Annotated in this window: 22 protein-coding genes and 1 pseudogene; 16 read left to right on the top strand and 7 right to left on the bottom strand. The window is 60.7% G+C overall.

Annotation, left to right across the window (positions count from 1 at the left end; translation table 11 throughout):
- The first annotated feature begins 125 nt into the window (after positions 1-125).
- Together AC27VE_RS14700 and AC27VE_RS14695 are read left to right on the top strand one after the other, a co-directional pair.
- A complete protein-coding gene (locus AC27VE_RS14700) occupies positions 126-1,121 on the top strand; it encodes a Bug family tripartite tricarboxylate transporter substrate binding protein (protein ID WP_315131298.1) in 996 nt (331 codons plus the stop codon).
- A gap of 45 nt (positions 1,122-1,166) precedes the next feature.
- Positions 1,167-2,132 (top strand): 2-hydroxyacid dehydrogenase, encoded by a 966-nt coding sequence (locus tag AC27VE_RS14695; protein ID WP_488704277.1) that lies wholly within the window; start codon positions 1,167-1,169, stop codon positions 2,130-2,132.
- Between the two features lie 18 nt (positions 2,133-2,150).
- Here the strand turns inward: AC27VE_RS14695 and AC27VE_RS14690 are convergent, their stop codons facing one another.
- The gene (locus AC27VE_RS14690) at positions 2,151-2,552 is read right to left on the bottom strand and encodes an Imm1 family immunity protein (protein WP_488704276.1); all 402 of its coding nucleotides are present in this window, start codon (positions 2,550-2,552) and stop codon (positions 2,151-2,153) included.
- A gap of 659 nt (positions 2,553-3,211) precedes the next feature.
- Here AC27VE_RS14690 and AC27VE_RS14685 point away from each other — a divergent pair.
- Positions 3,212-3,748, top strand: a complete 537-nt coding sequence (locus AC27VE_RS14685; protein WP_488704275.1) for a hypothetical protein — start codon at positions 3,212-3,214, stop codon at positions 3,746-3,748.
- A 2-nt stretch (positions 3,749-3,750) separates the two neighbouring features.
- A complete protein-coding gene (locus AC27VE_RS14680; protein ID WP_488704274.1) occupies positions 3,751-4,350 on the top strand; it encodes an OmpA family protein in 600 nt (199 codons plus the stop codon).
- Between the two features lie 15 nt (positions 4,351-4,365).
- Here the strand turns inward: AC27VE_RS14680 and AC27VE_RS14675 are convergent, their stop codons facing one another.
- A complete protein-coding gene (locus tag AC27VE_RS14675) occupies positions 4,366-4,575 on the bottom strand; it encodes a hypothetical protein (RefSeq protein WP_088587078.1) in 210 nt (69 codons plus the stop codon).
- A gap of 250 nt (positions 4,576-4,825) precedes the next feature.
- Here AC27VE_RS14675 and AC27VE_RS14670 point away from each other — a divergent pair, with 250 nt between their 5' ends.
- The 12 genes from AC27VE_RS14670 to AC27VE_RS14615 all read left to right on the top strand — a co-directional run bounded on the left by AC27VE_RS14670 (position 4,826) and on the right by AC27VE_RS14615 (position 17,883).
- Positions 4,826-5,392: a sugar O-acetyltransferase gene (locus AC27VE_RS14670; protein ID WP_488704273.1), complete on the top strand. Its 567-nt coding sequence runs from the start codon at positions 4,826-4,828 to the stop codon at positions 5,390-5,392.
- Between the two features lie 377 nt (positions 5,393-5,769).
- Entirely contained in the window at positions 5,770-6,747 is a 978-nt protein-coding gene (locus tag AC27VE_RS14665; RefSeq protein WP_488704272.1) for a LysR family transcriptional regulator, read from the top strand.
- A complete protein-coding gene (locus AC27VE_RS14660) occupies positions 6,744-8,225 on the top strand; it encodes a SidA/IucD/PvdA family monooxygenase (RefSeq protein WP_488704271.1) in 1,482 nt (493 codons plus the stop codon). The genes AC27VE_RS14665 and AC27VE_RS14660 overlap by 4 nt, the downstream gene beginning before the upstream one ends.
- Positions 8,222-9,196, top strand: coding sequence for an ABC transporter permease (locus tag AC27VE_RS14655; RefSeq protein ID WP_006227053.1), 975 nt, complete (start codon positions 8,222-8,224; stop codon positions 9,194-9,196). The genes AC27VE_RS14660 and AC27VE_RS14655 overlap by 4 nt, the downstream gene beginning before the upstream one ends.
- A complete protein-coding gene (locus AC27VE_RS14650) occupies positions 9,193-10,110 on the top strand; it encodes an ABC transporter permease (protein ID WP_280025937.1) in 918 nt (305 codons plus the stop codon). The genes AC27VE_RS14655 and AC27VE_RS14650 overlap by 4 nt, the downstream gene beginning before the upstream one ends.
- The gene (locus tag AC27VE_RS14645) at positions 10,107-11,114 is read left to right on the top strand and encodes an ABC transporter ATP-binding protein (RefSeq protein WP_006227051.1); all 1,008 of its coding nucleotides are present in this window, start codon (positions 10,107-10,109) and stop codon (positions 11,112-11,114) included. Before AC27VE_RS14650 ends, AC27VE_RS14645 begins: the two co-directional genes overlap by 4 nt.
- Complete coding sequence (locus AC27VE_RS14640) at positions 11,111-12,127, top strand: ABC transporter ATP-binding protein (protein ID WP_280025935.1); 1,017 nt, start codon at positions 11,111-11,113, stop codon at positions 12,125-12,127. The genes AC27VE_RS14645 and AC27VE_RS14640 overlap by 4 nt, the downstream gene beginning before the upstream one ends.
- An 83-nt stretch (positions 12,128-12,210) precedes the next feature.
- Complete coding sequence (locus AC27VE_RS14635) at positions 12,211-13,782, top strand: ABC transporter substrate-binding protein (RefSeq protein ID WP_280025934.1); 1,572 nt, start codon at positions 12,211-12,213, stop codon at positions 13,780-13,782.
- Positions 13,783-13,786: 4 nt separating this feature from the next.
- Positions 13,787-15,127 carry an acyl-CoA thioester hydrolase/BAAT C-terminal domain-containing protein gene (locus AC27VE_RS14630; protein WP_488704270.1) on the top strand — a complete coding sequence of 447 codons (1,341 nt, stop codon included), beginning with the start codon at positions 13,787-13,789 and terminating at the stop codon, positions 15,125-15,127.
- Positions 15,128-15,151: 24 nt separating this feature from the next.
- Positions 15,152-16,327: a CMD domain protein gene (locus AC27VE_RS14625; RefSeq protein ID WP_488704269.1), complete on the top strand. Its 1,176-nt coding sequence runs from the start codon at positions 15,152-15,154 to the stop codon at positions 16,325-16,327.
- A 105-nt stretch (positions 16,328-16,432) separates the two neighbouring features.
- Positions 16,433-17,296 carry a class I SAM-dependent methyltransferase gene (locus AC27VE_RS14620; RefSeq protein ID WP_488704268.1) on the top strand — a complete coding sequence of 288 codons (864 nt, stop codon included), beginning with the start codon at positions 16,433-16,435 and terminating at the stop codon, positions 17,294-17,296.
- A gap of 275 nt (positions 17,297-17,571) precedes the next feature.
- Positions 17,572-17,883, top strand: a complete 312-nt coding sequence (locus AC27VE_RS14615; RefSeq protein ID WP_488704267.1) for a hypothetical protein — start codon at positions 17,572-17,574, stop codon at positions 17,881-17,883.
- A 65-nt stretch (positions 17,884-17,948) separates the two neighbouring features.
- Here AC27VE_RS14615 and AC27VE_RS14610 read toward each other — a convergent pair whose 3' ends face one another.
- From AC27VE_RS14610 to AC27VE_RS14590, 5 genes and pseudogenes are all read right to left on the bottom strand, one after another.
- Positions 17,949-18,581, bottom strand: a complete 633-nt coding sequence (locus AC27VE_RS14610) for a hypothetical protein (RefSeq protein WP_315139131.1) — start codon at positions 18,579-18,581, stop codon at positions 17,949-17,951.
- A gap of 198 nt (positions 18,582-18,779) precedes the next feature.
- Positions 18,780-18,956: pseudogene (locus AC27VE_RS14605) on the bottom strand (macro domain-containing protein); the annotation flags it as partial.
- Positions 18,957-19,106: 150 nt separating this feature from the next.
- Positions 19,107-20,399, bottom strand: a complete 1,293-nt coding sequence (locus tag AC27VE_RS14600; protein WP_488704266.1) for a hypothetical protein — start codon at positions 20,397-20,399, stop codon at positions 19,107-19,109.
- 675 nt (positions 20,400-21,074) lie between these two features.
- Positions 21,075-21,842 carry a hypothetical protein gene (locus AC27VE_RS14595; RefSeq protein WP_488704265.1) on the bottom strand — a complete coding sequence of 256 codons (768 nt, stop codon included), beginning with the start codon at positions 21,840-21,842 and terminating at the stop codon, positions 21,075-21,077.
- Positions 21,843-22,249: 407 nt separating this feature from the next.
- Entirely contained in the window at positions 22,250-23,212 is a 963-nt protein-coding gene (locus AC27VE_RS14590; protein ID WP_488704264.1) for a hypothetical protein, read from the bottom strand.
- Positions 23,213-23,390 lie beyond the last annotated feature (178 nt).

The following is a 23,390-nucleotide window of genomic DNA, read 5'->3' as shown; positions in this document are numbered from 1 at the left end:
CAACAGCCGTTTCTATACTCGGCGACAAGGCCGCCCGCCGGCCCGCAGGAATCAAAGGAGCACCTACGCAGCACGCTTTTCCGCGGCAGACGCCGCTTCCCACACCAAAAAAAGAGAAGAGAGACATGGAGACAACCCCCATCGCGCGACAACGCGTCCGGCTCATCGCCGCGGCGCTGGCCCTGGCCGCCACCGCCGCGTTGCCGTGTAACGCCAGCGCCGCCGGGTATCCGGAGCGCCCGATCAACCTGATCGTCCCCTTTTCACCGGGCGGCGGCACCGATATTTCGGCACGGCTGCTGGCGGCCGCCCTGGGCGACAAACTGGCGTCGTCAGTGGTGGTGGACAACCGCCCGGGCGCGGGCGGGCAGATCGCCGCAGATCTGGTGGCGCGTTCGCCGGCCGACGGCTACACCCTGCTGTTCGCCAATTCCGGGATGCTGGCCATCAACCCGTGGATCTACAAGCTGCATTCGGATCCGGCGACGGCCTTCGCCCCCGTTTCGCTTTTCTCGGACCTGCCCTTCGTGCTGGTCGTGCCCACGGGGCTGCCGGCCAAGAACGTGGCCGAACTGGTAACGCTGGCACGTGCCGAACCCGGCAAGCACACGTTTGCCAGTTCCGGCACCGGCGGCGCCCCGCACCTGTCCGCCGAGATCTTCCAGCAAGCCACCGGCGTGGACCTGATGCATGTGCCATACAAAGGCGGCGGCCCGGCCATGACGGACCTGATGGCGGGCCGCGTGGACATGCTGTTCGCCTCGGTGCTGGAAACCATGCCCTACGTGACAGGCGGCAAGTTGCGGGCGCTGGCGGTGACAGGCGCCGCACGATCGCCCGCCATGCCAGACGTGCCGACCATTGATGAAGCTGGCGTGAAGAACGCGCAATCCGGATCCTGGACCGCCGTGTTGGCGCCGGCCGGCACCCCGCCCGCCGTCATCGATAAGCTGTCGCAAGCGATCCGAGAGATTGCTGCCGACCCCGCCATGAAAACCAAGCTGGAATCCCAAGGCGCGGTCGCGCATGGTTCCACCCCGCAGCAGTTGCAAGAGCTGGCCGCCAGCGAACGCGCGCGCTACGGGCAGATCATCAAGACCCGTAATATCCAGACGAACTGATCCCCATCCGGCCCGGTCACCGGGCCTTTCTCATAAGCCGTATCCATGACAGATTCCCTGCCCGCCTCCTCCGCCCACCTGCTGATGGTCGGCCCCTTGCTGCCCGAGCTGGTGGCCGATCTGGAATTCCGCTATCGCGTCCACCGCCTGTGGGAAGCCGCCGATCCCGCCGCCCTGCTGCGCGAACATGGGCCGTCCATTCGCGGCATCGCCACCAGCGGCCGCTTCGGCGCCACCCGCGAACTGATCGAGGCGTTGCCCGCGCTGGAGGGCATTTTCAGCTTTGGCGTGGGCTACGACACCATCGACCTGGCAGCCGCCCAGGAACGCGGCGTGGTCGTCACCAACACGCCCGGCGTGCTGGACGCTTGCGTCGCCGACACGGCGTTGGCGTTGATGCTGGCGGCGCCGCGCCGCATCGTCGAGGCCGACCGCTTCGTGCGTGCCGGCCGCTGGCCGAACGAAGGCTTTCCGCTTGCCACACGCATGAGCGGCAAGCGCTGCGGCATTGCCGGACTGGGCAACATCGGCCTGCAGATCGCCCGCCGCGCCGCGGCCTTCGACATGGAAATCCTGTACACCAGCCGCAAACCGCGCGCCGACGCCCCGGCCGGCTACCGCTATTGCCCGGATATCAAGTCCTTGGCGGCCGAATGCGATTTCCTGGTGCTGGCCGTGCCCGGAGGCAGTGCGACCCGCCACCTGGTGAATGCGGAAGTGCTGGACGCGCTGGGGCCCCAGGGCTGGCTGATCAACATCGCGCGCGGCACGGTCGTGGACGAAATCGCGCTGGTCAGCGCCTTGCAGGACAAACGCATCGCCGGCGCGGGCCTGGACGTGTTCGAGCACGAACCGGCAACGCCGGCCGCGCTGAACGCGATGGACAACGTGGTGCTGCTGCCGCACATCGCCAGCGGCACGCACGAAACCCGCCGCGCGATGGCGGACTTGATGGTCGCCAACCTGGATGGCTGGTTCCGAGATGAAAAGGTGCTGACTCGGGTGGTGTGACCGGACGGCTGGCCCCGCCTATTCGCTGACCCACTGCAGCTCGGGAGAGGGCTCGCCCGCCTGCTGGAAATGCCTGACCGCCGCCAGAGCAAGCTCGCGGTCCACGCACTGGTATTGCTGATAGCTGCCCGACTGGCCGCCGACCACGACGTCCTGGTCGTGGTCCTCGGATTTGGCGGGATCGACCAGCGTATAGATACGGGCGTCGTCATCCAGGGTGATGGACACGATATAGGCGCCCTCGCCGCCGCCGATCGCCATGACGGTTTCGTCTTCCGTCACCAGCGCAATGGAGCTGAATTCCGCCCCATTCAACTGGTCCAGCGCGGCTAGCAATTCCGCATCCGAGGGGTCGGCACGCTCGCTGACCGCAGCCCGTTCGCCTTGGCGGCGTTCTTCGATGAGTTTTTTTATTTTCATGAATTCGGATCCCCCGATTATGGTTATCAAGCCGGCCGCCCACACGGGCCGGATAGCCCGCGTGTCGCCATGCACGCATCAGCCCCGTCAGTCTACCGGGTTGGAACAAAATACGAATTCCCCCCTAAGCGGGCTGTTGCGATTGACCGCTGGAATCCCTGCCGCCCCGGGTGTACCGTATTTGAACGGCATATGCCGCGTCACCTGAACAGGTACGCATCATGACGTCCCATACCCCTCGCTCTCCGCAAGCCCCCGCCGCCCCCGACGCTCCGGTTTCCCCGCACGCCGAAAAAGACCGCGCCAAAGCGGATCATCTGCAAGAAGAGGCCCGGCGCAAGGCGCTGGCCAGTGCCCAGCATAAAGAAAGCCCGCGCAATATGTCCGCGCCCCGGTATCACGGTGGACATCGCGGCGGTTAGGCCCGGTTAATCAACAGGCACGTCGATGGGCCGCCGGCGAAAGAATACAACCACATGTTTCTTGCGCCGCGGGCCATCCAGTTTCCGTTATGGCCCGCAGCGTGCCCCCGCTTCCCCTTGCACGCCCTCTTCCGAGGGCCGCTGCGCATTCCTTATCACGGTAACGATTTGGAAAATAATCGCATTGAAATATGCGCCACGAAAGCAGACTATCGCCCATTGGATTAGGCCGATAGCTTGAGTCTGATCCAACCGGATCAATCAAGGAGGCTTATCGTGAATCCCATCAGACCCGCCGTGGCGGCCTGTGCGTTGGGCGCAGTGTTGACGTTAGCCAGTTTCAGCCAGGCCGCACATGCCCAGGCCGCAACCGAGGCCACAGGCACCAAACCGCTGGCGACGGGCCTGACGGAAACCGGCACGGCCGAAGGCCAGGTGGTTGAAGCGGTGCGTAGCGGCGATATCCTGACCCTTAAGGTCCGGTTCAAACCGATCGTGCCCGGCAAGACGGAAATGGTGTATTCGCAGATCACGAAAAACGATTACGAAGACAGCTTCTATGTAATCGCCGGCAATAAAAAGCACCTGCTGCTGAAAGACAGCAACGATAAGCCGCTGACCAATCCGAAACTGGTGCTGAAAACCTCGAAAGACGCGCCGATCGCGGGCGCCTGGCAGGGCAAATTCCCCGCGCCGCCCAAAGACATTACAGAGGTGTCCTTGACCATACCGGGTGTCGAGACTTTCGACGCCATCAATATCACAGACCGCTGATTATGGCCCCCGCCCGGTATGTTCCGGCCGCGCTGGCCGCAGCGCTACTGATCTTGGCCCACGGCGCCGCTGCGCAAGAGCCACCGTATAAGGCGGAAGTCCTGGACTTGCAGGCGACCATATTGGACTTGAAGGGATTCCCGTCAGACACGGGTGCGGGCGTCTCGGACCTATCCGCGCAGATAAGCGATCTGGCGGGCCGCCACGAAGGCTTGTCGGTGCGGCAGGACAAGGACGCCGTCACGGTATCGATGCTGGGCGACGTGCTGTTCGATTTCGACAAGGCCGCTATCCGGCCCACCGCCGAGCCCGCCCTGCAGGATATTGCGCGGGCAATCCAGGCGGCCCCCGCCGGCCGCGTCGCCATTGAGGGCCACACCGATTCCAAGGGCACGGCCTCGTATAACCAGACACTGTCAGTGAAGCGGGCCAACGCCGTCTTGCAATGGTTGGCGAATCACGGCGTGGATAAGGCGCGCCTGGCGGCCAAGGGCTACGGGGACACCCGGCCCGTGCAGCCCAACGCGTTGGCCAATGGCGCTGACAATCCGAAGGGGCGCGCGCAGAACCGCCGGGTGGAATTCGTGTTGCCCAAGCACTGATTAAGCAAGGCGGACCTAGCGGTCGCGCTCTTCTTCGTCTTCTTCCTCTTTCGACTTGACCTCTTCCAGCTTCACCATTTGCGTACTGCCATGCGTGGCGGCACACTGATCAGGCTGCTGCGAGCTTTTTACGCACTCGGCAAAAGCCAAGGCAGCATCCACGGTGGCGAAGTGGTACGAATGGCCGTTGGTAAAAGCAACCTTTCCTTCGACTGAGCAATCCATCAGGCCTCCGAATGACTATTGATTGATGTGTTTGCGCGCGGCAGCGGCGGCGCGTTTATGACTGGTCTTCCCAATTGCCAAATGGCCAGCGTCGCTTTTTGGGTTCGGGCGGGGGATTTTGCTTATTCATTATGCGTTCCGATTTTTAAGTTATGAGAATCCTATCTTCGGAGTCGTAACAGCGATGTAAGGGTTCGCAAACAAGCCCTTCACCCATCCACCAGGCATGCCGATTTGGCAAAGGAATTCCATGCCCCCTATACAAGTAAGCGGCGAGATCGAGAAAATGCGCTCGGGTGCCCTGTACGACCCCACCGCCGCAGAAATCCAGCAGGAACAAGCGGCCACCATGGCGTGGCTGGCGCGATACAACGCCGCCCTTGCCCAGCCTGCCGAGCCGCGCTTCGCGCTCTTGCGGGAACGCCTGGGATCGGTGGGTGAAGGCGCCGTGGTGCGCCCGCCATTCCATTGCGACTACGGCTTCAATATCCACCTGGGCGCCGGGGTGTTCCTGAACTTCAACTGCGTGATTCTGGACGTGGTCGAGGTGACCATCGGCGACCGGACCCAGATCGGGCCCGGCGTGCAGATCCTGGCCGCGGACCACCCGCGCGATGCTGCCACCCGCAACGCGGGACTGGAGTTCGGCCGCCCGGTCCGCATCGGCGCGAATGTCTGGATCGGCGCTGGCGCGCTAATCTTGCCCGGCATAACGGTTGGGGATGATGCGATCATTGGCGCGGGCAGCGTGGTCACCCGCGATATTGCCGCCGGCGCAACCGTGGTGGGCAATCCCGCCCGCCCCGTCAACCGTTGAAGTGGCAACGACTCGTCAGAACCAGGAGACCTCACATGGCAATATTCGGCGCATTCGTACTGCTTCACGGCATCATCCTGCTGCCCTTTCTTATTGTCTAGCCGGCAGGACGCCCCGCAGGCCCCCATCCCACGGGGCCTCGCTTTGCATGCTGGCGGCCCGCCTGCAGCCGCCTGAAATCTCACGCCAAGGTCACGCCAAATTTCCCCGCGCCCAGAAAACGCCTTTAGGGAAAACCCGCTAAGCCCTTGAAATAACTGGAAGTAATGAAAAGGCATCAGGAAATCCCCACTTAGGGAATTTACTTATGCCTTTTAACTATTTGCAGCGCGCATACTTGCCGGGCAAGAATTCGCTCTGAGCATAAAGCAAGACAGATGGAACTACGTCAACTCGAGGCCTTCGCGGCCGTCATGTCTACAGGCAGCGTCACCGCTGCCGGGCGTTTGCTTGGGCGTTCGCAGCCGGCCATCAGCCGCCTGCTGCAAGAGCTGGAAGCCGAGATCGGCTACGCGCTCTTCAGCCGCAGCGGCCCCCGCGTGACGCCGACCGAGCAAGGCTTCTTGCTGTATGACGACGTGGAACGCGCGTTGGCCAGCCTGCAGCAGATCCGCGGCCGCGCCGAAGAGATCGCCCGCGGGCAAGCCAAGCCGCTGCTGCTGGCCGCCACCTCTGCCCTGGCTGCCGGGTTGTTGCCCGACGCGCTCAAGCGCATTGAATCCCAGACCACCGGCACACGCATCCAGGTGCGCAGCGCTTCACCCGAACGTGTCGTGCACGCCGTCTTGAGCGGCGCCGCGCAGTTGGGCGCCACCAGCTTGCCGCTGGAGCATCGCGGCCTGAACGTGCATTGGATCGGGCAGGCACCCTGTGTCGTCGCGCTGCCGGAAGACGACGCGCTGGCCGCTCTCGATGTGGTGCCCGTCACGGCGCTTGCCGGACGCCGCCTGATCACCATGGCCAATCCCTATCGCCTGCGCCGCCGGCTGGATGCCGCGCTGGCCCCGGACGGTAATGCGCCAGGCACCATCGAAACCAATTCGTCCGTCAACGCCCTGGCCGCCGTGCGCGCCGGACTTGGCGTGTCGGTGCTGGAACCGATTACCGCTTACGGCGTCCCGATGCCGGGCGTGGCAATTCGGCCCATCGACCTGGACATCCCCTTTTTCTTTGGGGTCATCACCCCGCAGTCGCAACCCCTGACGCCGGCCTGCCAGGCCATGGCCGACGCGCTGGCCAATGCCGCCGCCGCCCTGCTGCCCGGCTTTGTGCTGCACGACGCGTGCGAGCACTCAGCGCTGTTGCAGTCGATTTACGGTGATGACGCCCCTGTTATGGAAACCCCCGCACTATGAATCTGCCTGTTGCCACCCCGCCGCAAGGCTTAGCCGCGCTGGAAGCGCGCCTGCGGCAAGACCTGTCCTGGCTGGAAATTCCCGCCAAGAGCTGGGTCGCGCCGCGCCTGGTGGACGGCCAGCAAGTCCTGGACGTGGTCGTCATCGGCGGCGGCATGGCCGGTTTGGCTGCCGCGGCGTCTTTGACGCATCTGGGCATCGCCGCGCCGATCTTCGATCAGGCGCCCGAAGGCTATGAGGGCCCCTGGGCCACCACCGCCCGCATGGAAACGCTGCGCTCGCCCAAACAATTGACGGGCCCTGCTTTGGGCTTGCCGGCACTGACGTTCCGCGCCTGGTTCGAAGCGCAATTCGGCTCGGCTGAATGGGAAGCGTTGGACAAGATCCCGCGCCTGCAGTGGATGGACTACCTGCGCTGGTATCGCCGCGTGCTGAACCTGGACGTGCGCAACGAACACCGCGTGTTGTCCGTGCAGCCGCGCACCGACCGCCTGGTGCAGCTTGACATCGAATCCCCCGCCGGCCGCAGCACGGTGCTGGCGCGCCGCGTCGTGCTGGCCACCGGCCGCGACGGCCTGGGCGGCGCCTATGTACCTGATTTTGCAAAGAAGTTGCCGCGCGACCGTTGGGCGCATTCGTCCGACGTGATGGACTACGCCACGTTGGCCGGCAAGCGCGTCGGCGTCGTGGGCGCAGGCGCGTCCGCCATGGACAGCGCCGCGACCGCCTTGGAAGCCGGCGCCGCCAGCGTCGACCTGCTGATCCGCCGCAACGACATTCCGCGCGTGAACAAGGGCAAAGGCGCAGGCAACCCGGGCCTGACCCACGGCCACCTGACGCTGCCCGACGAGTGGAAGTGGAAGATCCGCCACTACATCAACGCCGCGCAAGTGCCGCCCCCGCGCGGCAGCACCTTGCGCGTGTCTCGCTTCCCCAACGCCCGCTTCAACCTGGGCTGTGGCGTGCAGGACCTGGCAATGGTCGGCGACGAGATCCACGTCACCACGCCCAAGGGTGTGTTCGTGCTGGACTTCCTGATCTTCTCGACGGGCTTCCGCATCGACTGGACCGTGCGCCCGGAATTCGCGCCGCTGGCGCCCCACGTGCGCAACTGGGGCGACCGCTTCACTCCGCCCGCAGGCGAAGAAGACCAGGAACTGCACGATTCGCCCGACCTGGGCGCCGTCTTCGAACTGCAGGAAAAGGTCCCCGGCGCCTGCCCGGGCCTGGACCGCGTGCACTGCTTCTCGTACCCGGCCGCGCTGACGCAAGGCACGATCTCGGGCGACATCCCCGCCATCAGCGACGGCGCCAAGCGCCTGGCGCAAGGCATCGCGGGCCTGTTCTACCGCGAGGACGTCGAAACGTACTACGCGAATATGGAAGCGTTTTCCGAACCGGAAGTGTTCGGCGATGAATGGACGCCGGCCCCGCCGCCCGCCCCGGCCCCGGCACCGCAGGCGGAGACCGCGCAATGACCGGCTGGTTGCTACGCCGCGTGGCGCAAGCCGTCGTGGTTGTTTTCTTGATGACGCTGATCGTCTTCGTGGGCCTGCACGCCATCGGCAACCCCGTGGACATCCTGATCGGCCAGGACGTCGACCAGGTGGACCGCGCCCGCATCATCGCGGAACTGGGTCTGGACAAGCCCTTGTGGCAGCAGTACCTGGGCTTTTTGAACGGGGCGCTGCACGGCAACCTGGGCAACAGCTTCGTCTACAACATCCCCGCCATCGAACTGGTGATCCAGCGCCTGCCGGCCACCCTGGAACTGGCGATCAGCGCCCTGCTGCTGGCCGTCATCATCGGCCTGCCGCTGGGCCTGGTGGCAGGCCTGTATCCCGACAGCCGCTTTTCCAAGATGATCATGGCTGGCAGCATCGTCGGCTTCTCATTGCCCACCTTCTGGGTGGCGTTGATGCTGATCATGACGTTCAGCGTGTCGCTGGGCTGGCTGCCCGCCAGCGGCCGCGGACAGACGGTGGAGTTCCTGGGCTTCCAGTGGTCGTGGCTGACGGCCGATGGCTGGCGCCACCTGATCCTGCCGGCGCTGAACCTGTCGCTGTTCAAGATTTCTTTGGTCATCCGCCTGACGCGCGCCGGCGTGCGCGACGTGATCCCGCTGGACTTCGTGAAGTTCGCCCGCGCCAAGGGCCTGTCGCCGTTCCGCGTGGTCTGTGTGCACGTGTTGCGCAACACGATGATCCCGCTGGTCACCGTGCTGGGCCTGGAACTGGGTTCGACCATTGCGTTTGCCGTCATCACGGAAAGCATCTTTTCCTGGCCCGGCGCCGGCAAGCTGATCCTGGACAGCCTGAACGCGCTGGATCGCCCCGTGATCGTCGCCTACCTGATCGTGGTCGTGTGCCTGTTCGTAACGCTGAACCTGATCGTGGACATTCTTTATAAAGTGCTGGACCCCCGGGTACGGCTGGAGGGCTCGGCATGAGCGCCACTTCTACTCCGACGCCCGCGCCCGCCCTGCGCCGCGAATCGCCCTGGCGCCGTAACCTGACCGAATTCCTGTCGTCCAAGACGGCGGTGTTTGGTCTGGTCATCGCCACGCTGCTGATCCTGGCCGCGATCTTCGCGCCGTGGATCTCGCCGCAGAACCCGTACGACCTGCTGCAGATCGACGTGCTGGATTCCCGCATGACGCCGGGTTCCATGAACGGCCTGGGCACATTCCACTACTGGCTGGGCACTGACGGCCAGGGTCGCGACCTCTTGTCCGGCATTCTGTATGGCCTGCGCATCAGCCTGATGGTGGGCGTGGGTTCGGCCGTGATCGCCGGTATTGTCGGCACGCTGCTGGGCCTGCTTGCCGCCTACGCGGGCGGCAAGGTCGATGCCATCATCATGCGCCTGGTCGACCTGATCTTGTCGTTCCCGTCGATCCTGGTGGCCATGATGATCCTGGCCTACCTGGGCAAAGGCGTGGGCAACGTGGTGCTGACGCTGGTGATCCTGGAATGGGCCTACTACGCCCGCACCGCGCGCGGCCAGGCCCTGGTGGAACGCCGCCGCGAATACGTGGAAGCCGCCCGCTGCCTGGACATCCCCAACTGGCGGATCATGTTGAAGCACATCCTGCCCAACTGCCTGCCGCCGCTGATCGTGATCGGCACCCTGCAGATCGCGCGCGCCATTACCTTGGAAGCCACCCTGAGCTTCCTGGGCCTGGGCGTGCCCGTGACGGAACCGTCGCTGGGCCTGCTGATTTCCAACGGCTTCCAATACATGCTGTCCGGCGAATACTGGATCAGTTTCTACCCCGGCATCGCGCTGTTGATCACCATCGTCGCCATCAACCTGGTGGGCGACCGCCTGCGCGACGTGCTGAACCCGAGGACCCACAAATGACCGACCGCACCGCCACCGGCGCGCCGGCCACGCTTGAGGTGCGCAACCTGCGCACCCACTTCCATACCCGCGCGGGCGTGCTGCCCGCAGTGGACGACGTGTCGTTCACGCTGGAGCGCGGCAAGATCCTGGGCCTGGTCGGCGAATCCGGCTCGGGCAAATCCGTCACCGGCTTTTCCATCATGGGCCTGGTGGACGCGCCGGGCCGCATCGTCGGCGGCGAAGTCCTGTTCCAGGGCCGCGACCTGACCAAGTTGTCGCCCCGCGAGCTGCGCAAGTTGCAGGGCAACCGCATCGCCATGATCTTCCAGGATCCGATGATGACGCTGAACCCCGTCTTGCGGGTGGACGTGCAGATGATCGAAACGGTGCGCGCCCACAACAAGATGAGCAAGGCTCAAGCCCGTACCCTGGCCCGCGACACGCTGGGCATGATGGGTATTCCCAGCCCGGAAGAGCGCCTGTTGGCCTACCCGCATCAGTTGTCGGGCGGCATGCGCCAGCGCGTGGCCATTGCCATTGCCATGCTGCACCGCCCCGACCTGATCATCGCGGATGAGCCCACCACCGCGCTGGACGTCACCATCCAGGCGCAGATCCTGTCCGAAGTGCAAAAGCTGGCGCAGCAACACGGCACCAGCCTGATCTGGATCACGCATGATCTGTCCGTCGTGGCCGGCTTGGCCGACGACGTGGCCGTGATGTACGCCGGCCGCATCGTCGAACACGGCAAGGTCGACGACGTGCTGGACCGTCCGCAGCATCCCTACACGGTGGGCCTGATCGACAGCCTGCCCAGCAACAACCAGCGCGGGCAGCGCCTGCGCCAGATTCCCGGCATGACGCCCAACCTGCTGCACCTGCCCGCCGGCTGTGCGTTTTCCGCGCGCTGCTCGCGCGCCACCGCCGCCTGTGGTCAGCAACCCGGCATTACCCAAGCCTTGCCCGAACATAAAGTGCGCTGCTTCCATCCCACGATCCAAACCAGCGAGGTAACGGCATGACTCTATCAGCCGCCCCCACCCCGCTGATTGACCTTGCGCAAGTCAGTAAGCGCTTTGGCGAACGCAAGATCGGCGCCGCCGGCCGCGCCATGCAAAAGCTGGGCTTGTCCAAGCCGCCCGCCATCACGCGCGCCGTGGACAACGTCGACCTGATCGTGAACCCTGGCGAAGTGGTTGGCCTGGTCGGAGAATCCGGCTGCGGCAAGTCCACGCTGGGCCGCATCGCAGCGGGCCTGTTGACGCCGTCGGGCGGCGAAGTCCGCATCAACGGCGTGCGCCCGTCGGACATGAACTCGGCCGCCGCCCACGCCGCGCGCCTGACCGTGCAGATGATTTTCCAGGACCCGTACGCGAGTCTCAACCCGCGCCTGCGCGTGGACGAAATCGTCGGCGAAGCGGCCCGCATCCACGGCCTGGTCGACAACGCGGGCTTTGACGACTACGTCAGCGCCCAGCTGGAACGCGCCGGCCTGGACCCTGCGCTTCGCCAACGCTATCCGCACCAGTTCAGTGGCGGCCAACGCCAGCGCATCGGCATCGCCCGCGCACTTGCCGTGCAACCGTCCATGCTGGTCTGCGACGAAGCCGTGGCCGCGCTGGACGTGTCGATCCAGGCGCAGATCCTGAATCTTTTCATGGACCTGCGCGAAGAACTGAACCTGACGTACCTGTTCATCAGCCATGACCTGGGCGTGGTGGAGCACCTGTCCGACCGCGTCGTCATCATGTACCTGGGCCGCGTCGTGGAAACGGCAACGGTGGAAGAAGTCTTCCAGCGCCCCAACCACCCGTACACGCAAGCCCTGCTGGCGGAGATCCCCAGCCTGAAATCGCGCCACAAGATCTTTACCGCGATCAAGGGCGAGATTCCCAGCCCGCTGAACCCGCCCGGCGGCTGCCATTTCCATCCGCGATGTCCGCATGCGATGCCGCGCTGCAAGACCGAGGTTCCCACGTTGAAGGGAATCGCCATCAACCATTTAAGCGCCTGTCATTTGAACGACATGGCCTGAACCTAATCGGCTGCGTTGTACGCAAACACAGCGCAGCCTTCGGAACACTGCACTTCGTTCCCCCCCTACCAAGGACCCCGAACATGAAACGCTTGATTCTTTCGACCCTGACCGCCGCCATCCTCGGCGCATCCGCCGCCGCTTCCGCCGACAACCTGACGATCGGCTTTGCCGACCCGCTGTCGTCGTTGGACCCGCAGTTGAACAACCACGCCGGCGACCGCTCGGTGGCCCTGCACTTCTGGGACCTGCTGATCGAGAACAAGTGGAACAAGCTGCAGCCGGGCCTGGCGGTCAGCTGGAAGCCGCTGGACGACACCACCTGGGAATTCAAGCTGCGTGAAGGCGTCAAGTGGCAGGACGGCACGCCGTTCACCGCCGACGACCTGATCTATTCCTACACCCGCGCGCGCGCCGTGCCGGGCAGCGTGGCAACCTACGCCGGCTACCTGCGCACCATCGACACGATGACCGCCAAGGACCCGCTGACCTTGATCGTCAAGACCAAGGCCCCCAACCCCGACCTGCCGCTGAACCTGGCGTCGGTGCACGTCGTCAGCAAGCACGTCGGTGAAAAGTCGACCACCGAAGACTACAACTCGGGCAAGGCCGTCATCGGCACGGGCCCGTACAAGTTCGTGTCCTACACGCCGGGCGACCGCGTCATCATGGAACGCAACGACGGCTACTGGGGCGACAAAGCCACCTGGGACAAGGTTAACTACCGCTACATCAACAACGCCGCCTCCCGCACCGCCGCCCTCTTGGCGGGCGATGTGGACGTGATCGACAAGGTCTCGGTGTCGGACCTGGCCAAGCTGCAAAAGGCCTCGAACATCTCGGTGTACCCGTACGACGGCCTGCGCGTCATGATCCTGCAACCCAGCTTCAACCCCGCGCCCAACCAGTACATCACCGACAACAACGGCAAGCCGCTGGACAAGAACCCGCTGCTGGACCTGCGCGTGCGCAAGGCGCTGAACCTGGCGATCAATCGCAAGGCCATTTCCGACCGCATCCTGCAAGGCGCCGCCACCGAAGCCAACCAGTGGATGCCCAAGGGCACCTTCGGCTACAACCCCGACGTCAAGGACATCCCCAACGACGTCGAACAAGCCAAGAAGCTGCTGGCCGAAGCGGGCTTCCCCGACGGCTTCAAGCTGACCATGCACGTGCCGAACGACCGCTACCCGCAAGGTCCGGAAACGGCCCAGGCGGTTGCGCAGTTCTGGACCCGCATCGGCGTGAAGACCCAAGTGGAAGTCGTGCCGTGGGCCGTGTATTCGGGCCGCGCAAACAAGAACGAATTCGCCGTCAGCATGCTGGCATGGGGCAACGGCACGGGTGAAGCCAGCTACGCGCTGGTCAACATCCTGGCCACCGTCGACGCCAAGAAGGGCCTGGGCGCTTCCAACTGGGGCCACTACACCAACCCCAAGGTAGACGCCGCGCTGGAACAATCCACCTCGGAATTCGACGTCGCCAAGCGTGAAGCCATCCTGCGCGACTCCGTCAAGATCGTGGCTGACGACGTCGGCATCATCCCGCTGTACCACTACAAGAACATCTGGGCCACCAAGAAGGGCCTGAAGGTCACCCCGATGACCAGCGACCGCACGGCCGCCATGATGGTCACCAAGGACACGGGCAAGTAAAGCCATGGTGCCGACCTTAACCATCACCCCCGCGGACGCCCTGATCGACGTCCCGCGCCAGATCCGGGTTGAACACGTCGAACCCGGCCAGACGGTGGAGATCACCACACTGACCCGCCGCAACGGCGTGCTCTGGCAAGCCCAGGCCGCCTACACGGCGGGCGACGACGGCGCCGTCGACCTTACCCGCGACGCGCCCGTCTCGGGCGACTACAAGGGTCTGGCCCCCATGGGCCTGATCTGGTCGCAGTCGCCCGTGGACTCGCCCAGCCGCGAACACTTCAACCACCCGGTGACTGATGCGCTCGTCACCGACGTGGTCGCCCGCGTGGCCGGCGCGCAGGCGCAAGCCAGCTTCACGCAACGGCTGGCGCTGGACGGCGTCACCCGCCACGAGGTCCGCGAAGAAGGCCTGGTCGGCACGCTGTACCTGCCGGCAGGCAGCAAGCCGGGTTCGCATCCCGCCGTCATGATCCTGAACGGGTCCGGCGGCGGCATCAACGAACCGCGCGCAGCGCTGTATGCATCCCGCGGCTACGCCGCCTTTGCACTGGCCTACTTCAAGGCGCCGGGCCTGTCCGACTACATCTCAAACACCCCGCTGGAATACTTCCAGACCGGCCTGCGCTGGCTGCGCAAAAAGGTTCAACCCAGGCACGACTTTGTCGCCATCAGCGGCCAGTCGCGCGGCGGTGAACTCGTGCTGCTCTTGGGCGCCACCTTCCCCAAGGAAGTGTCCGCCGTCGTCGCCTACGTACCCGGCGCCGTCGTCCACAGCGGCCAGAACGCCTGCGACCCCAAGATCGGCCGCGAAGGCCCCACGTGGTTGCTGGGCGGCAAGCCCATCCCCCACGTCTGGGAAAACAACCGTACCGCGACGTGGGCGCCGTTTGACGAAGGCCCCTCGCCGCATCGTCACGAGAAAGCCATCCTGACCGCGCTGCAAGACCCCGACGCCGTGGCCCGCGCCCGTATTCGCGTGGAAGACATCGAAGGCCCGGTCATGCTGCTGTCGGCTACCGATGACGGCTCGTGGCCGTCCAGCCTGTATTCGAAGATGGTGCAGGACAAGCTGGCTGAAGTGCAGCACCCGTACCCGGTCGAATGGCTGGACTACGAAAACGGCGGCCACTCGATCCTGTTCCCGTACGTGCCCACCACCCAGCTCGTCTACGCCCACCCCGTGTCGGGCAAGATCAGCACCAGCGGCGGGAACCCCAAGGACAACGCTCGCGCCGACCAGGAATCGTGGGAAGGTGTGAAGAAGTTTTTGGACGCGGCGGTGAAGGCCCGGGCGGCTTCGGCTGGCGCGGATTCGGCAAGCACTTCCGGCAACGCCGGCTGATCAGACACCAAGGAGAACATCCCCATGGCACAACAACCCATCGTCTATGACGCCGTCAATGATCTGGTCGACAAGCTCGTCGGCCTGACCCCCGGCAGCAAAACTTTTGAGGTTCGCCACCAACGCGAAAAAGTCGCCGCCGCCACGCAAGGCAGCTACGACGCCCTGTTCGACCCCGCCCTGCCCGGCCTGTCCCTGACCGAACGCCTGCTGGTCGCGCTGTACGCCACCCGCATCAGCCCGTCGCCGCTGCTGGCCTCGCACTACCGCGCACGCCTGGCGGAAACGGACGCTGCCCCCGCCGACATCGCCGTTGCTGAATCCGGCAAGCCGTCAGACGCCTCCACCCCGCGCCTGGCTGCAGTGTTGGAATTCACGCGCAAGCTGATCGAAAACCCCGTCGAAGGCGACGAAGCCGCGCTCAAGACCCTGCCCGCAGCCGGCGTCACCACGCCTGCGGTGGTCACCCTGTCGCAACTGATCGCCTTCCTGTCGTACCAGACCCGTCTGGTCGCGGGCCTGGCCGCGATGAAAGACCTGGAAGGCCAAGCCCCCCGCGCCGACGCCGTCCCGCCCGCGCCCTTCGAACCCAACACCACCGCCACCGAACCCGGCGCTGTCATCAAGGCCCACGGCTTCACCAACGAAGTGCTGGAGTGGAAGGCATGGCTCGACGTCGTCAACGTCGACACCGCCACCCCGGAACAAGTCGCCGTCCTGGAAGAAAGCCACCCCAAGGCCAAGGTCTCGGACTACTACCTGTTCCTGGTCCACCAACCGGAAATCCTGCGCCAGCGCTCCACCGCCTTCAACGCCATCATGTACGCCCCAGGCGGCCTGTCGCGCGCCGAACGCGAGCTGGGCTCCACGGTCGTCTCGCGTGTGAACGGCTGCGTGTACTGCGCATCCGTCCACGCGCAGCGCTTCGAACAACTGGCCAAGCGTAATGAAGTGATCGCGCAAGTGTTCGAAGACCCCTACACCGCCGGCACCACGGCGCGTGAACTGGCGATTGCCCAGTTCTCGATCCAGATCACCGAAGCCCAGGCCGACGTCAACGCCAACAGCATCCAGGCATTGAAGGATGCGGGCTTGAGCGAAGGCGAAGTGCTGGACCTGCTGCACTCGGACGCGATCTTCGCCTGGGCAAATCGTTTGATGCTGAACCTGGGCGAACCGGTTTTTGCCACCGTCGGCTAAGACCCGCTTTACCGCCGCCCTGCGGCCACGTCAGCGTTTTCGTTAAACTGACGCTTTCCGCGCCACTACGCGCCCCGCCACTAGCGGGGCGCTTTGCCTTCCCCCATGTCAGAAAAAACCCACGACATCCGCCCCGGCCAGTCCGTCGAACTCCTCAAAGCCCTGCACATCCTGACCCGCGACGGCAAGATGAACCAGGACAGCCGCCGTAAATTGAAGCAGGTCTATCACCTGTTTCAGTTCATCGAGCCGCTGCTGAAAGACGTCCAACAAGAACGCGGCGCGGTCACGCTTGCCGATCATGGGGCTGGTAAGTCGTACCTGGGGTTCATTCTGTATGACCTGTTCTTCAAGGAACAGAAGGATGCCGTCGGGAATGGGTCCCATATTTATGGGATCGAGACTCGCGAGGAGTTGGTGAAGTCGTCAGAGGAACTGGCGAAGCGGTTGGGGTTTGCCGGGATGTCGTTCTTGAATCTCTCTGTGGCGGAATCGATCACGTCGGATAAGTTGCCTGCGACGATTGATGTTGTCACCGCCCTGCACGCTTGTAATACCGCCACCGATGACGCGATTCACTTTGCGTTGGAGAAGAAGGCTAAGTACATCGTCGTTGTGCCTTGCTGCCAGGCGGAGGTGGCTTCGGTGCTACGGAAGAATAAAGGCAAGGCGCTGGCTGATCCGCTGGCCGAGATTTGGCGGCATCCGCTGCATACGCGGGAGTTTGGTAGCCAGATTACGAATGTGCTGCGGTGTTTACAGCTTGAGGCGCATGGGTATCAGGTTAGCGTGACGGAGTTGGTCGGGTGGGAGCATTCGATGAAGAATGAGCTGATCGTGGCGCAGTATAAGAATCTGCCGACCCGGAAGCCTGCGGAGAGGTTGACGGAGATGTTGGAGAGGATTGGATTGCAGGAGTTGAAGGATCGGTTTTTTGTGCCGGTGGCACCGGCGGCCGTCGCTGAGTAGGGATTTGCTTGGCTGATTGGCATGAACCAGAGATAGCTTTTGCTGGTGGTGGGCTGCTGATCCTTCCCTGATCAGCAGTCCTCCTCGATTGCGCTTACTTAAGAGAAAGCGTGATCAATTTGGCACGGAACCGCTTCGCGTCCGTCGCCTAACGGGGCATACTCGCCGCGTAGTCCAAAGGATAGCCCGGGTTGACAGCCGGAAAGGCAGAACAACTGGCCGCCGCAATGGCGGTCTTCTTTCTTTCATCGCGTCAACTGCAACGGAGCGTCCGAATGAGCGACCACCCTTTTACCTATGACCGCTGGGCCACGCCGGATGATCCGGAGTTTGGTGTTGTGCGGTTTGATGATTTGAGGAAGATTGAGCGGGCTTGCTCGGGGATTTGGGCTATTACGAGGATTGTGGGGAATAGTGCGAATGAACCTGGGGCTACGGGGGCAAGGCCATTGGATGGTTGGGTGGTATCGAATTTGATGGGCGGAGTGGAGAGCCTGTGCCATCAGATCGCTGATATAGCAGCAAGCTCAATGGATAAACCGCCGGTAGATTCCTTATTTTCCAAAGCAGGGACTTCGCCCCAATAGCGCCGTCATGGCAGCAAGCGCAGAAACCACTGTCCGTGAGTCGGCTTACGACCCGAAGTGGAAGTTCAAGAGACCAAAGACGATGACTGCTCTGCAGCGGGCCAAGTCACTAGGCTGTACTGGATGCCTCTGCGGTTGAACTCAACCTGCATCCACTGGACAAGCTTCATGACGAGTTGCACAACAACCAAAAGGACCTTCTTCTTCATATCAGTTGAAGACCACTCGTGGCGGATCTCCTGCGGACGACCAAACTGATCATGGCCCTGAGCATATAGGTGATATTCCTCGCACGGGAGCATGGGTGGCTCTGAATGGAGAGCGTTAACTTTATCCTTAATGCTATTCAACCTGGACTCTTCAAGCGCGTATTTGCGCCTGTGCGAGTAACGGTTTCTTATTTCATTGAACCGATCAAGGATATCTTCATACTCCGAAGCCAGGCCCAAATTTCGCGCAACGATTAATTTAGTTTTGAACGGCACAAACGTGCCGGCGAATAGGTCTTCCGTATCGGTAACTCGGCCGCACCAAATATTAATAAATTCTTCCAGAATCATGTGTGCCCGAAGAACCACGCTCACCTCATCAAGTGAGTTGAACATGATCAGATAGTCCTGAGTGTCAAACACGCGTGCGAAATCGCCGCCAACACCTACATGCGTTTCCGGGGATGGAGTAAATGAAGGACTGCTCATATGATTCTAGCTCCAAATAGGCAACATAATGCATGCTAAGGTTTGTTGCCTGAAACAGATTTAGCCTAATCCTACACTTTGGGAAGAAGCCGCTTGTACAAGTTTAGGTGCACCTAAAATTTTCGGATACGCGGGCTGTCAAAAAAAAGGTGTCAGACTACAATTTGGCGAGTTAGATTGTAGTCTGACACCTTTATTCCGAACGGAGAGACGATAGGCCTTGGTGACCTTCGCGTCGCCAGTCTTGCAACTGCCGAGCAGCCGGCATTCGTGCACAAGATCCGGGCCTGCGGCGCGATGTATAGCGCCATCGACGCCGCCACCGCCCAGCAGCGAGGGGTTTGCGGCATTGACGATAGCGTCCACCTGAAGCATGGTGTTATCGGAACGGATGGCGCGTAGGCCGGTGGGCACGCTTTTCCCCGGAAACAGGTATTTTCGCGCTAGATCGCAGACGCCGTCTGTTCGATTTTATAAGAGTGTCAGACTGGGCGCCTTAGTGCCTGACACCTTGAGATAGGAGTACTAATCCCTATGCAGGCCGGTTTCCAGCTTCAAAGCGGACCGCAATTGATTGGAGATCTTTTCGGAGCGTCCGGAAAAATATTCGGTATGTGCTCTGAAGCGCCCGGTGCTATTCACCTTTACGTCCAGGACCCCAATCCCATAGAGCGGCGCAATTCGGCCACCGATCAGGTCTTTCGTGCCGTACAAATTCGTCCAGCGGGTATACAAGAACGCGGTCGAGGCCGCCGGGTATCGCGAGGATCTGGGCGGGACGCCTTCCGGCGGGCCCAAATACAAATGATCTTTCGCCCTGCCCGGCGGAGGACAAAGCAGCAATTGCCGTGTTTTCGCGGTCTTCGATCGAAAATCATGATCGTTGCGAGCCAGAAGAAAGTTCGCAAAGGACAAGGGCGAACCGATAGTTACCAGATCGGTGATCTTCCATGGACAACCTGACTCAACCAATGCCTCGCGCATCAGACGCTGATGCATCTGAAACTGCGAAATGAAATTCGGCTGCGACGGATTTTCCGTCAGCAAGATGAACGCATCGCATTTTTCTTTAAGGCCGATACGGCCATCGGCGCGATGAGTGGTTTTATCACAGACCTCATGCCAATACTGAGTCAGCGCGTCCGAACCTATTACAGATCCCAGGCTGTGCCCCACCACCAAGACTCTATCGTAATCCTCACTCTCGTTCAGGTCGCGAAGCAGCTTTATTGCGCCGGAGCGGACGCGCTCCCTGGCACTGATATTGTCGGGATGGTTAGACAAATACTTCGCTGCGTCCGCGAGATACCCGAGCAGGATATTGCTCAGCAACAGCTTGTAGACGCCATACCCGGCGATGGCCGCCACCACCAGCGATGTCAGGGATTGGGAGGCGAAGATCGCTAGGGCGGCGATCAAGATCAGCGCTGCGCCATACGCGCAGCCCACAAACACGACCCACCCTTCCTTGCTAACAGGCAGCGGTTCTTCCTGGGAACTGCCAGGCGATGACGTCGCCCGACCGATCAGTTTTTTTGCGCATTCAACAACCAGATGAAAAAGCCAATTATGGATTGTTGACAGCTTATTGTCCCTGAACTCGTGCGCCCAATAATATTCATAAATATCAGTCGTCGGTCTATTCTTATTCTTTTGAATTGAAATTTTGTTGATCTCACCCCGAAGACCGTAATTGCTAGGCTTATAATAAATCCTATCATCGCCGGCGATCGTTTCCGCAAACGTCGTTGCCGTACCCATTGGCCGCTGTTCGCCAATACCGTGAATAAGTACGATCGCTTGTTTTTTGGCTGTCATTTTCTTTTCTTACTTATTCGATCAAAAACGTGGATCACCAATGTCAGCTTTCCCGTTAAAGCCGTGGCCAAGCACTTTTCGTCAGATTTAACATCCAGGTGTAGCAGCATCCAGTATCACCGTAGACACCGCGCGCGCAACTCGAAATCAGGGACCACTTGACGCTTTGTGGTCCACTATCGATGCCACCCGCCAACGCACCACATATAGGGATGTCTCACGACTAGATGTGCCACAGCCCGGATTCGAACTCTATAGTTCCATACTCTCTAGAAGATTCGGACGGATGATATGCCAACATCCAAGATAGGGTGCGCTGCGCCAACTGAAGCCGCCGTCAAAATTAAAAATTAAGGTGCCAGACTGCAATTTCCCCAGTTCGCCTGATCGCAATTTCAGTCTGGCACTGTATTTCCAGCGGGCGTATTACACAGTCCGCCGCAACTGACAATTGGCTAAGCGACCACGGAGACTCCATACCAGTCTTTTCCATTCTTTGGTGAACAAAGAACGCCGCTCGGCTTCACTCAACAAATACATGCCAGACTGCAATTTAACTATTATTTCCACATATATTTCTGGGAGGGGTCTCACGAAAAAGGTGTCAGACTACAATTTGGCGAGTTGAATTTTAGCATGACACCTTTATTCGATCTTTATATGATCCGGCTCGCGTCATTTCAACTCGCCGCTGATTAGCGCATCCACGTTCGAAACGTCTCTTTTAGCCTGCCGATGGTGATCAAGTAGAGATTTCGAATATTGAATTAATTCATCCTCGGCCTCCTGCGCAGCAAGCCGATTTGGCTCAGACTCAGACTCCCTTAGTACTGTCGCTCTGTTTTGATATGCATCTAGCAGACTATTGTGCGTTTGATATGTCGCTAACAACCCCTCCACGACGACATTGACCCGAATTAACTCGCGCCGAAGGCCGTCGCTTTTTAGCTTTCCAATTTTATCGATTCCAGCCCTGTAGAACTTGAAGGGTTGCATTGGCAATGGCCACCAATTCAAAAAAGGCATACCCTCCTTGTGCACATCGAGATCATTTCCTACCTGCTCTTGGTAGATCTCCCAATGAACTCGTAATTCCTCGCGCACGCCGGACAGAAAGTTCCTCAATTCCTGGGCCTCTTGCTGAAGCGCACGCGCTTCAGCTTTGCGGTGCTGATCATGGGCAACCCACACCGCAACAAGAATTGCTCCGACAGATCCAACCGCCTGAACCCAGGCCGCCAAGTTTGACCCTCCACATTCGGCCATCCCTGAAATGCCACTCCTGCGCCGATCGCCATACCAGCGATTGCAGTTGCCTCCGGGAGCCAAGAACAACAGTTTTTCATTGGTATACCAACTCTTTCGATTGCCCGAGCACTTGAAAACACCTTTATTTCGACGGAAAAAATCGATGTCGCGTACGCTGTCAATTGGCGAAAGCAAGGCTCTGCACGGCCTAGATTTTCGCGGAGTAAAAAGGCGTCAGACTACAATTTGGCCATTTAAACTGCAGTCTGGTACCTTAATTTTTGAAATTATAGTATGACACCTTTATTTTATGGGCGGAAATCGCGCTGCCGCAGCCGAAGCAATCAAAGCTACTGGCTGGTTTCAGGAAGCGGGGATTTCCCTGTTGGACTGACTACGTGCCTGATCTCAGTAAGACCGGCAATTCGCGATACATAGGTCGAGCTGCTGCTCTCAGTTTGCGGCTGTCACTTGGAGGCGCTGAGAGCGCCGACCGCTTATGGCCGGGAGCCGTCTATGACGACAGACCACTCCCGACCCAAAGCAGACATTAAACTCAATTTTGAGGGGCCTCGCTTCGACTTCAACCTCGAACACGTAAGTTAGAGCGAGTAAATTTTCTCATGCCTGCCATTCTTACTGATTTTCATCGTTTCGAACGCATAATCAGGTTCATCGAAATTACATTCGGAAATAAAATGAGTGTATTTCAAATTCTTCAAGCGAGTTAGAGCCTTGCTTTTACGCAGGTCCGTCGTTTTATTCTGAACATTCATTTCAGGTGAGAAGTAATTTATGAAACCGGCCTCGGCGGCAAGCACGAGATTTTCTTCCCCAAGGTTCTGATAGTCGTTAGGGTGCTGAATGACCATGCCATCGCGTGACTCCACTGCCTCAAATCGTGGCGTGAAAAAGTATAGATAAATTTCCTCACCGTCCCCACATTCTGACTGGGCTTGCTGCACCCGCTTGTGCCCATCCATTCTGTCAGACAGATCCATAGCCTTGCCGATGTACATGACTTCGTATTTTTCAGGAAGGTCGTCGGTAACGCGCAGCAGTTGATAGGCAAAGATGATATGCCTATTCTCATTCTTAGGCATTGGGTCCGCAGGTGTTAGGAAATGAAAAGCGATCGCCCGATCCGGGCGTTCCTTTTCCCCACTTCCCGGCATAATGGCTGCAACCAAGGAATTTCGCGTCAGCAGGCGCTTGTACTCATCCGCGGACTTGACATATTGAATCATTGATTGCAGATCAGCCGGGGTCGGAAAGTATTCTTTATTAATAGCCGGTGCGGCATGCATAAGTTGTGCAATGTCGATCTTGTGCGGGCGCGACAACATGCACTGTGAGGAATACTTAAACACGATTTGGCATTTTTTGCTTAGACGAATACTAGAAAACCGCGCCTTTCGTCGTTTGATAATAAAATATATCCGGCCGTTTTTGAATCTTTCCACCTTCCCTAGAGGCTCCTCGAATTCCCTATACAATTTTTCGGTTGTGATGAAAAATGCATCTTCCAGATGAGATTTAAGAATTTTGAACGGCGGTTTAATCATGACCACTTCTTAGGCGATGCCTTTTCATAACACTGAGCGCATCATACTAAATCACCTATTGGTTTAGTAGACGCTGACTGGCTGCTCTTGGCCGGGAACTGTTTCCAGCGAAGGCCCGCTTCCGACCCGCGTATTAATGGTGTCAGACTACAATTTAAAGAGCGAAACTGTAATCTGA

The organism is Achromobacter sp. 18P8.1.1, from assembly GCF_057799415.1.
The sequence above is the reverse complement of the archived record's forward strand: the minus strand, read 5'-3'. Positions and strand labels throughout refer to the sequence as shown.